The organism is Micromonospora sp. KC606 (assembly GCF_004348675.1).
Taxonomy (GTDB): domain Bacteria; phylum Actinomycetota; class Actinomycetes; order Mycobacteriales; family Micromonosporaceae; genus Micromonospora.
Map to the genome: position 1 here is coordinate 1 of NZ_SMKN01000215.1, position 9,834 is coordinate 9,834.

At 70.0% G+C, this 9,834-nt stretch carries 11 protein-coding genes and 1 pseudogene; 5 read left to right on the forward strand and 7 right to left on the reverse strand.

Annotated elements, in window-relative coordinates; all coding sequences use genetic code 11:
- Nucleotides 1-441, forward strand: a 441-nt coding sequence (locus tag E1193_RS26535; protein WP_132185911.1) for a helix-turn-helix domain-containing protein, incomplete at its 5' end; no start/stop codon positions are given.
- Nucleotides 442-471: 30 nt separating this feature from the next.
- Here the strand turns inward: E1193_RS26535 and E1193_RS26540 are convergent.
- Both E1193_RS26540 and E1193_RS26545 read right to left on the reverse strand, forming a co-directional pair.
- The gene (locus tag E1193_RS26540; protein ID WP_132185912.1) at nucleotides 472-1,281 is read right to left on the reverse strand and encodes a methyltransferase domain-containing protein; all 810 of its coding nucleotides are present in this window, start codon (nucleotides 1,279-1,281) and stop codon (nucleotides 472-474) included.
- 98 nt (nucleotides 1,282-1,379) lie between these two features.
- Nucleotides 1,380-2,189: an NAD(P)H-binding protein gene (locus tag E1193_RS26545; RefSeq protein WP_243707916.1), complete on the reverse strand. Its 810-nt coding sequence runs from the start codon at nucleotides 2,187-2,189 to the stop codon at nucleotides 1,380-1,382.
- 114 nt (nucleotides 2,190-2,303) lie between these two features.
- Between E1193_RS26545 and E1193_RS26550 the strand changes: the two genes are divergently transcribed.
- Nucleotides 2,304-3,188 (forward strand): AraC family transcriptional regulator, encoded by an 885-nt coding sequence (locus tag E1193_RS26550; protein WP_132185914.1) that lies wholly within the window; start codon nucleotides 2,304-2,306, stop codon nucleotides 3,186-3,188.
- 84 nt (nucleotides 3,189-3,272) lie between these two features.
- Nucleotides 3,273-4,343: a PIN domain-containing protein gene (locus tag E1193_RS26555; RefSeq protein WP_132185915.1), complete on the forward strand. Its 1,071-nt coding sequence runs from the start codon at nucleotides 3,273-3,275 to the stop codon at nucleotides 4,341-4,343.
- A gap of 57 nt (nucleotides 4,344-4,400) precedes the next feature.
- Here E1193_RS26555 and E1193_RS26560 read toward each other — a convergent pair whose 3' ends face one another.
- The gene (locus E1193_RS26560) at nucleotides 4,401-5,075 is read right to left on the reverse strand and encodes a DUF2306 domain-containing protein (protein ID WP_132185920.1); all 675 of its coding nucleotides are present in this window, start codon (nucleotides 5,073-5,075) and stop codon (nucleotides 4,401-4,403) included.
- 152 nt (nucleotides 5,076-5,227) lie between these two features.
- Here E1193_RS26560 and E1193_RS26565 point away from each other — a divergent pair, with 152 nt between their 5' ends.
- Nucleotides 5,228-5,923 (forward strand): TetR/AcrR family transcriptional regulator C-terminal domain-containing protein, encoded by a 696-nt coding sequence (locus E1193_RS26565; protein ID WP_132185916.1) that lies wholly within the window; start codon nucleotides 5,228-5,230, stop codon nucleotides 5,921-5,923.
- A gap of 46 nt (nucleotides 5,924-5,969) precedes the next feature.
- On the opposite strand, the gene E1193_RS26570 is transcribed toward E1193_RS26565, so the two are convergent.
- Together E1193_RS26570 and E1193_RS26580 are read right to left on the reverse strand one after the other, a co-directional pair.
- On the reverse strand, nucleotides 5,970-6,380 hold the full coding sequence (locus E1193_RS26570) for a hypothetical protein (RefSeq protein ID WP_165945832.1): 411 nt from the start codon (nucleotides 6,378-6,380) through the stop codon (nucleotides 5,970-5,972).
- Nucleotides 6,381-6,688: 308 nt separating this feature from the next.
- The gene (locus tag E1193_RS26580) at nucleotides 6,689-7,198 is read right to left on the reverse strand and encodes a MarR family transcriptional regulator (protein WP_132185918.1); all 510 of its coding nucleotides are present in this window, start codon (nucleotides 7,196-7,198) and stop codon (nucleotides 6,689-6,691) included.
- Nucleotides 7,199-7,301: 103 nt separating this feature from the next.
- Here E1193_RS26580 and E1193_RS26585 point away from each other — a divergent pair, with 103 nt between their 5' ends.
- Nucleotides 7,302-7,877: an NADPH-dependent F420 reductase gene (locus tag E1193_RS26585; protein WP_132185919.1), complete on the forward strand. Its 576-nt coding sequence runs from the start codon at nucleotides 7,302-7,304 to the stop codon at nucleotides 7,875-7,877.
- A gap of 577 nt (nucleotides 7,878-8,454) precedes the next feature.
- Here E1193_RS26585 and E1193_RS33455 read toward each other — a convergent pair.
- Together E1193_RS33455 and E1193_RS26595 are read right to left on the reverse strand one after the other, a co-directional pair.
- A pseudogene (locus E1193_RS33455) lies at nucleotides 8,455-8,659 on the reverse strand (transposase family protein); the annotation flags it as partial.
- Between the two features lie 37 nt (nucleotides 8,660-8,696).
- Nucleotides 8,697-9,230, reverse strand: a complete 534-nt coding sequence (locus E1193_RS26595; RefSeq protein ID WP_207922874.1) for a ricin-type beta-trefoil lectin domain protein — start codon at nucleotides 9,228-9,230, stop codon at nucleotides 8,697-8,699.
- Nucleotides 9,231-9,834 lie beyond the last annotated feature (604 nt).

Here is a 9,834-nt window from a genome sequence, read left to right on the forward strand (position 1 = left end):
GTGGTGGGGCCGACGCTGGGGTGGGCCCAGGTGCCGGCGGCGGTGCGGCTGGCCGAGCTGACCGCCGGGCTGGTCGACCCCGACCCGGGGCCGGTCTTCGTCGACGACCACCTGATCACCCTGACCCTGCGCGGGGAGACCGGCGCGCTGGCGGTGCTGACCGCCCGGCGACTGGCGCCGCTGGCGCACCTGCGCGCGGCCCAGCGGGACAGCCTGCTGGTGACCCTGTACGGCTGGTTGCGGCACTGGGGTTCGCGCGCGGAGGTTTCGGCGGAGCTGTTCGTCCACCCGCAGACGGTAAGTTACCGGCTCAAGCGGCTCCGCGACCTGTACGGTGCGGACCTGGACGACCCGGCGGTCCGCTTCGAGTTGCTGCTGGTGCTGGCGAGGCGTCTCGACCGCCCGCCGGTCCAGGGTCCACCGGAGCAGCGACGCGGGTGACGCGCCCGGGGCGTCGTCGCCTCGTCCGGGTCAGGCGCGGCAGAGGATCTCGCCGTGCAGGATCGCCAGCCAGCCGTCGTCGGCGTCGGCCCACCGCAGCCAGCCGTCCGCGATCCGCTCCAGGTCGGCCCGCGTGGCCGCGCCCGTTTCCCGCGCCTGGCGCGCCATGTCGGACTCCCGGATCCGCTGTGCCCACATGCCGGCCCACCACTGCCGGTCCGCCGGTGTCGCGAAGCACCAGGTGCTGGCAGTGGCGGTGATGTCGGTGAATCCGGCGGCGCGGGCCCACGACAGGAGTCGGCGTCCGGCATCGGGCTCGCCGCCGTTGGCCTGGGCCACCCGCCGGTACAGCGTCAACCAGTCGTCGAGGGCCGGCACCGCCGGAAACCAGGTGAAGGCGGAGTAGTCGCTGTCGCGGGCCGCCACCACGCCCCCGGGGCGGCACACCCGCCGCATCTCCCGCAGCGCCCGCACCGGGTCCGCGACGTGTTGCAGAACCTGGTGGGCGTGGACGGCGTCGAACGTGGCGTCGGGCAGGCGCAGGTCGTGGACGTCACCCACGACGAAGTCCACGGTCGTCACCTGTCGGCGTGCCACCTCCTGCCGCGCCAGGTCGAGAACCGCCGCGTCCGGTTCCGCCGCGGTCACCCGACCCGGGGCCACGCGGCCGGCGAGATCGGCGGTCAGCGTGCCGGGGCCGCTGCCGATGTCGAGCAGGGACATTCCGGCGGTGAGGTACGGCAGGAGGTATGCGGCCGAGTTCTCCGCCGTCCGCCAGCGGTGCGAGCGCAGGACGGACTCGTGATGGCCGTGCGTGTACCGGTTCCCAGCGGTCGTCATGCCGGTGACGCTACCGCCCGCTTCTCAACATTCAGGAGTAAAATCCCGATCCTTGAGAAGATGATGGTGGCCGCCTGGGGCGTCGCGGCACCCTGGCCCTACCGCCATGCGCCGGCGGCCGCCGCCCGCGCGGCGTAACGGTCGAAGTCGACCGGCTCGCGGCCGAGCAGCCGACGCACCCCGTCGACGGGCTCGGCGATGTGCCCCGCGCGCATGTTGGCGAACATCGATTCGAGATCCGCCGCGATGTCCGCAGGCACGCCCTCGGCCAGGAGCTCGGACCGGTACGCCTGCGGGGTGAGTTCCTCGTACCGCACCGGCCGGCCGGCAGCCGCCGCGATCGTCGCGACCGCCTCCCCGAAGGTCACCGCCCGAGGCCCGGACAGCTCGTACACCTGCCCGTGGTGGCCGTCGGTCGTCAGCAGTGCCGCGGCGACGTCGGCGATGTCCTGGGCGTCGATGAACGGCTCGGGTACGGCCCCGATCGGCAGAGCCAACCGGCCGGCCCGCACCGCAGTGTGCCAATGATCCTCGTCGAAGTTCTGGCAGAAGTTGTTGGGGCGGATGATCGTCCACTCCACGTCCGATTCGCGCACGGCCTGCTCGGTGGCGGACATGCCCTCGAAGAACCCCGCGGGAATCCGGTCCATCCCGCGCCCGGACAGCGCCACGATCCGCCGGACTCCCGCCGCGCCGGCCCGCTGGACGAAGGGGCGGGCCAGCGTCGGGTCCTCGGGCGCGATGAGATAGAGCGCCGATGCCCCCTCCAGCACGGCCGCCCAGGAGCCCTCGTCGGCCCAGTCGAAACGCACCTCGCCGGTGCGCGACGCGGCCCGCACGGGCCTGCCCGCCATCCGCAGGGTACGCACCAGTCGGCGTCCGGTCTTGCCCGTCGCTCCCAGAACCACAATCGGATCCACATGTGCCGTCATGGCGACCAGTCAACAGGCGGCGGCCCGGGGAGCACATGGCCCGCCGTCCGTCCGTCATGTGTGATCGTCCGGGTCGCTATCGTGAACGGCGTGGACCCGATCGACGACGTGCTCCGGGGCGTCCGCGCGAGCGGCGCCGACTTCGATCGCAAGGAACTGTCGCCGCCGTGGTCGCTGCGGTTCGCCGAGGAGGTGTCCCTGACGCTGTGCGCGCCGCTGCGCGGCGGCGGCTGGCTCACCGCGGGCGACGCTCCGCCACGGCTGCTGCGGGCGGGAGACACCGCGATCGTGCGAGGGCCGGGACCGGTCGTCCTCGCCGACCAGTCCCCGTCGGCCCCGGTCACCGGCCCGGCGGAGCGCACGATCCTGCTGACCGGCACGTACCACGTGCGCTCCGCCGTGGCCCAGCGGTTGCTCGACGTGCTGCCACCCGTGCTGGTGGTACCCGACAGCGACGGCTGCGCGTCGATGCGGGAGTTCCTGGACACGCAGGCCGGCGCGTGCCCGCCGGGGCGGCAGGTCGTCCGGGACCGCCTCGTCGACTGGCTGATGGTGTGCACGCTGCGGGAGTGGTTCGACCAGCCGGAGGCCAGAGTGCCCGGCTGGGTCCGCGGGTTCGACGACGAGGTCGTCGGCCCGGTGCTGCGGGCGATGCACGCCGCACCCGGCAGATCGTGGACGTTGGCCACCCTGGCCCGCGAGGCGCGGGTGTCGCGTACCACGCTGGCCGACCGGTTCGGCCGGCTGGTCGGGGAGCCGCCACTGACCTACCTCACCCAGTGGCGGATGAGCATGGCCGCCGACCTGCTCACCGGGACCGCCACGCCCGTCGGCACGGTCGCCCACGAGGTCGGCTACGCCGACGCGTTCGGCTTCAGCGCCGCCTTCAAGCGGATCCATGGCCTGAGCCCGACCGCCTACCGCAGGACCTGCCGGACGGATGCCACCTGCGCCGGCATCGCCTGCGGGACGTGACCGGTTCCGGGTGGCCGAACCACCCTCCCCGACCCGATGCGCGCGCCACCCCGGTGGCCGCGCGGTCGGGCGTACGCTGACCAGGTGGATCAAGAAGACCGCATCGCTCTGTTTCTCGACTACGAAAACCTGGCCCTCGGGGCGCGCGACCATCACGGCGGAAGGCCCTTCGACTTCCGCCCGATCGCCGACGCCCTCGCCGAGCGCGGACGGGTGGTGGTGCGGCGGGCGTACGCGGACTGGTCGTACTTCGACGAGGACCGCCGGATGCTCACCCGCTCCCATGTCGAGCTGATCGAGATTCCGCAGCGGATGGGGGCCTCCCGCAAGAACGCCGCCGACATCAAGATGGCGGTCGACGCGGTGGAGTTGGCCTTCGAACGCGGCTACATCTCCACCTTCGTCATCTGCACCGGCGACAGCGACTTCACCCCGCTGGTGCACAAGCTCCGCGAACTCAACAAGCGGGTGATCGGGGTCGGCGTGGAGAAGTCCACCTCGGCGCTGCTGCCGCCCGCGTGCGACGAGTTCCTCTACTACGACCGGCTCGAAGGGGTCGACCTTCCGCCGGCTCGTGGCCGGCGGGGCCGGCCGGCCCGGCTGCCGGACTCCGCCGTGCAGCCCGAGCAGGAGTTGGAGCGGGCACCGGCCGCCGAGGAGGAGCGGGTCCGCGACGTGGACGCCCTCGCGGTGGTCGTCGCGCAGACCGTGGCCGGACTGCAGGGCGGCGCGGGCGGCGCGGTCACCGCGTCCCGTCTCAAGGTCACCCTGTTGCGCAAGGACCCGACCTTCAGCGAGTCCGACTACGGGTTCCGCACCTTCGGGGAGCTGCTACGCCACCTCGCCGCGCACAACGTCGTCGAGTTGGCCGAGGGGCCGGCCAAGGGCGACCCCGAGGTGTCGCTGCCCGAGCACGGCGACCGGGAGGTGGCCTTCGGGTTGTTGCGGACCGTGGTGGCGGAGCTGGCCGCGACCGGTGGCCCGGTCGCGCTTTCCGGTCTGAAGAACCAGCTGCGTCGGGCCCGGCCCGACTTCAGCGAGCAGAAGCTCGGATACCGCAGCTTCCTGCAATTCTGCAAGGCCGCGGCCACGGCGGGGGTGGTCGACCTGGCCTGGAACGCCGACGCCGACGACTACCTGCTCACTCCGCACTGAGTGCACGCGTCGGGGCCGAATCGGGGCCCGCGTGCCTTCGTCGCTGCCGCAGCCGGCTCACGCGCTCACCCGAACGTCCCTGGCGCGTTGGGCGGTCCGGCGGGTCCTGCTCTTCTGCCGCCGGATGACGTGTTCGGCCACGGCAAGGTTGATCAGCCAGCCGGCGAGCATCAGCAGGGCGCGGCTGAGCTCGCCGGTCTCGCCGAACGCCAGGATCCACGGCGCGAGCGTCAGTGCCTGGGTGCCGGCGCCCAGGCCGATCGCGTAGCCGCGGATCATCCAGGCACGGTGCCTGGCGATGTCCCGGCGCCGCACCGCGGCGAAGCCGAGGGCGATGGACCCGGTCATGGCGGACCCGAACATCAGCCGGAATCCGGTCAGGAGCGGGCCGTCGCCCGGCGGCTGCGGATAGGACACGGTCATCCAGAGACCCGACAGCGCCGCGGCGATTCCGCACGGGATCAGCGCCAGCCCGGCGGCGCGGTGCCAGCCGGGCCGCCGGCGACGTAGGCCGGGCGCGAACTGGAAGGCCCCCAGCAGGCAGTAGACGCTGGCGGCCACGATGTGCACCACCGCGGGCTCGGGCGTGGCGAAGAACCGGGCGTTCTCCGGCTCGACCGGCGCGCTGCCGGCCAGCTCGGTCAGCCGGACGGTCCCGGCAACGACCGGAACGATACTGAGCGTCAGCAGCGCGGCGGGCGCGAGCCATTCTCGTCGTGTAGAGGAGGTCACGGTGGGGCCCTTCTTCCTCTGAAGCCGCAGGGCCGGCACGTCGACAGCCCGCAGCCTGGTGTACGCCGTATACCAGGCGGTCAGGGTAAGGTGTACGGCGTACACGGGTCAAGCGCGGTCCGGCCGGCGGCCGATTGTCGGGAGGTGGCGAGATGACTCAGCCGATGGACGCCCCCCGTCGGTCACCGCTGAACCGGGGCCGGGTGCTGCGCGCCGCTGTGGCGCTCGCCGATCACTGCGGCATCGACGCGTTGAGCATGCGCAGGCTCGCTGACGAGCTGGGCGTGGTGCCGATGGCGCTCTACAAGCACGTGGCCAACAAGGAGCAGTTGCTCGACGGCATGGTCGACGTCGTCGCCGGCGAGATCGACCCGCCGGTCACCGGCGCCGACTGGCAGGCCGCGGTCCGGCAGCGGATCCTCTCGGCGCGCCGGGTGCTCCTGCGTCACCCGTGGGCCTCGCGGGTCATCGAGTCACGGGCCAGCCCGACGCCAGTCGTTCTCGACTACATGAACTCGCTCGCCGGAATGTTCCGCGCTGGTGGGCTCTCCGTCGATCTCGTGCACCACGCGATGCACGCGCTGGGGAGCCGGATGTGGGGATTCACCCAGGAACTGTTCTCCGCCGCGCCGGCCCCCGACCCGCAGGCGCGGGCGGTCATGCTGCGTGAGCTGGCCGGCAGGTATCCCTACATCGCCGAAATCGCCGCGGCTGCCACCCACGACGAGGGATCGCTCGTCGGCCAAGGCTGCGACGACCAGTTCGAGTTCGAGTTCGCGCTCGATCTCCTCCTGGACGGACTGGCGCGACTGCACCAGCACGGATGGACACCCAGCCGCCCGAAATAGCAGGGCCCCCCACGACCGTGTTACTGAGGATGGCGACTGGCCATTGTCACCCGGTCTGGTCGCCGCCGGAGGCGGTGTGGATCGGCGGCAGGCCGGCGGTCAGATGCGCGTTGACGGTGTTGGGTGCCTTCTTGGCCACGGTCAGCAGCCAGACCCGGTAGTCGCGGACGGCGAAGTCGCGGGCCCAGGCGTTGGCGAGCGGGTCGGCGCCGGTGGGGTCGCCGACGGCCTGGCCGTCGGCGAGGTCGGCGTCGGCCAGCCAGCGTAGGTACCCGGCTACCCGGGAGGCGTAGGCGCGGCGGGTGTGCTCGGACATGCCGGCACGGTCCAGGGCGGCCCGGTAGTCGGCGTAGGCGGCGGTGTACTGGGCGGGCACGCCGGGGCTGGTCGCGCCGGCTTCCTCTACGTCTCCGACCGGCTTATCGACCAACTGGATCCGCCGTTCCTCGACCTGCATGCCGCGACGTGGACCGACGACGACCGGTACGAGATCCGCCCGGACGCCCGCCGCTTCGAAAACTGGGAAACCAACTACGCCACCAAAATAGCGGGCTGCGGCGGTGAGGGCGTCTACTGCCTGACCGGGCGACTGTCGGCGGCGAGGCCGTCGGCAATCAGGCGCTGTGCCAGGTGGCTGAGCAGGCGAGTTTCGTGACGGATCAGGCTCGTGCGCCGTTACAAGGTCCTCGGTTGCGACCGGAGTAACGCTTCTGGCTCGTGCTGGGTTGCTGACCTCACCGCTTCTCGGCCGGCTCAGTGAGTTCATCAGCGGGGGGGTGTGGCCGGCAGGTCGTAGCGGGTGTACGACGCGGCTGTCGCGCCATGGGGGCCGAGCCTGCGCAGCACAGCGGTGGCGATGTCGGTCAGTTGGTGTACCTGTTCGGCGGTCAGGGCGTCGATGACGTGGTGGCGGACGGTCGCGGCGTGTCCCGGAGCGCTGTCATGGACCTTCTGTAGGCCGGCGGCCGTGAGCCGAATGTTGGTGGCGCGGGCGTCTTCGGGGCAGGGGAACCGCTCCACCAGGTTGAGATCTTGCAGTCGTTGGGCCACGTGGGAGAGGCGCGGCAGTGTCGCGTGAGTCTGTGCTGCCAGCGCAGTCATCCGCATGGTGTGCTGCGGCGCCTCAGACAGCGTCGAGAGCACTATGTACTGGAAGTGCGTCAGCCCGGCGTCGCTGCGCAGCTGCGAGTCGAGCACTCCGGGTAGGAGTTCCAGTACCGTGGCGAGCCGTACCCACGCTGCCAGCTCCTGTTGACTCAGCGACTTCCCATCCATGGCACCATCATCCGGCAAAATTGTTGCACCTACAACTGATCTCCTGTATGGTCTTAGTTGTAGGTACAACCAATCTTCAGTGAACGTCTGTGAGGAGATCGCCGTGGCACACGTCAGCATCATCGGGACCGGCAACATGGGGCGCGCCATCGCCGGCATCGTTACCGCTGGGGGCAACACCGTTGAGGAGTTCGGCGACTCGGACGCCGGCAAGCCGGTCACCGGCGACATCGTGGTCCTGGCCGTGCCGTACGCGGCTGTAGCCGACATCGTGGCCCAGCGTGCGGATCAGCTCGCGGGCAAGATCGTCGTGGACATTTCCAACCCTCTCAACTTCGAGACGTTCGACTCGCTGACCGTCGCCGCCGACGGTTCCGCCGCTGCGGAGCTCGCCGTCGCCCTGCCACAATCACGCGTGCTCAAGGCGTTCAACACGACCTTCGCCGCCACCCTCGCCGCCGGTACCGTGGGCCCGCTGCCGACCACGGTGCTGATCGCCGGTGATGACGCCGACGCCAAGGCGCAGCTGGCCGACGTGGTCACCGCCGGCGGTCTGCGCGCCATCGACGCCGGAGGACTGCGCCGGGCACGCGAGCTCGAAGCGATCGGCTTCCTGCAGCTGACCCTCGCCGTCGGTGAGAAGGTCTCCTGGACGGGCGGGTTCGGCGTCGTCGCCTGAGCCGCCTGACCGAGCCATCTACGCGCCACTACCGCCTACTACATCAGCAGCGGCGCAGCAACGACCTACCGAGACGGCGACGGGCCGCTACGGGGCCCGACGGCGTAGCCGGCCGGGTGACTCACCGAGACAACCGAGGCTATCGACCCGCTGCATGGGTAGGCACTGTCGGCATGGATGACGGCCTTGGCGGGCCCGGGCCGATTTCGAAACCGCCGCGCTGGTCGGGGCCGCGTCGGTGCAGGTCGCGGGGCTAACGACGGGGGCGTTGCGGACGGTCGACGGACTCGGCCGCCGCGGACCCGCCAGCGGTTGCTCGCCGACGCCCGGACGACGAACCCCCGTGGAACCCCTCACGGAAGGGGCACGACAAGTCGAGAGTCAGAAGGTCGTGCGCGCGGGCGTTTTGTGGGCGTGAACGTTCGCCTGTCGGGCGCGCGAGGACCTCCCTGAGCAGGTTGCTGTCTGGCAGCTTGAACCTGCTCGGGAGGTCCTCACCCGTTCGAGATCCCCAACATCCGTTACCGGCGCTCCGCCCGGTCACTTGGTCAGGTACGCGTAGCGCCCTAGCTTGAACGGTCCGCACGCTGCTGCGGGCGCCCTGACAGCCCTCGTCGCCGAAGGTCATCACGCTGCCGTTGGTCAGAGCGTCGATGAGGCCGTGGGTACGGGCGATAGTTGAATTGTGGACACTGGCGGGCAGGGCCGGTGAGGCTCAGACGAGCCGGCCGGGAGCATCGGCGATGACCTGCAGTTACCCGGTGCCGCTTGTGCTTTCGGGTAGTAGGGATTCTCAGCGCCCGCTACTGTAGCAGAAGTTCAGTAGTGCCACTTCTGGTAGTTGCCACTGTTGTTCGGCTGCAGGTAAACCGAGCCTGCCCCGTTGCTGTCGAGGCTGTGATACTGCCAACCCGAGACCAGTGCGTGTTCGATACGACCATCGGACCCCTGCCGCCACTTCTGGTAGGTGCCGCCATTGCAGCTGAGTGTGTAGACGCTGTCGTTGCTATCGTTGCCGTCGAGGCATTCCTGGCTCCACAAGTTGACAATCGTTTTCCACGTTGTGTCACAACATATGGGGTTAGTGTGCCAAGTCCAGGTCTGGGTGGACCCGTAGTGGCAGGGGGCCGTGAAGACGTGCCCCACAGTGCCGCCGTACGCGTTCTCCAGGCATCGGTTCGTGGCCTTGTTCCTGATGTAGCCCGTAGCCTGGGCTCCGACGTTCGCTGGCTCCATGGTGAAGCCGGACTCGGCCAATGTTGCCTGGGAGGTCGATGCCACGGTGATCGGCGCGTCGGCTGCGGCACTTGCTGGCGTGGGCGCCAGACCGGTACCGACGGCTGCGATGGCCATGACAGCCATGCTCATCAGCGCGGTGCGGATTTGATTTTGAATTCTCACGTGAACCTTCCGTTAGGCCGTTACGAGGAGCCCCAGCTGATGGGGCTCTTTCACTTCGTTTTCACCGCGCTTTCGCGGTGAGGACCATTTCTCCCGCGCCGAGCTGAGACAGCTCGTTTTCCAGGGGTTACTGTTCGTGGACGATCGCGAGGAGTTGCGGCGGTTCGTGGGGCGATCTGCGCTAGGAACGGCTGCTCGGGACACACATTCTGGACACGCCACCACCCGACGTCGCCGCGCGGACAACTCAACCCCGCCTAACTTCGAAAACCCGGCATAGGCGTCCTTTCTCTTCGGAACTCGATGCCGCTCACTGTCGCAGGAACAGATCGCATGCTGCGAGGGTTGTAAGTCCTGGCTTAACCGTGCCGCTCAGCGCCTCGTGCGACCGCTAGGCGGCATGCCCGACTGCGATGCCGACGCGCACCTGGGGGATGCGATGCGCAGGATTCACTTCACTGCCGCCGACCTGGCGCGGGTGCGGGTGGCACCAACGCTGGCCCCCATGGCCGAGACCTTGTTCAGCCTTTCGAAGCTGCGCGGGCGGGTGGGGGAG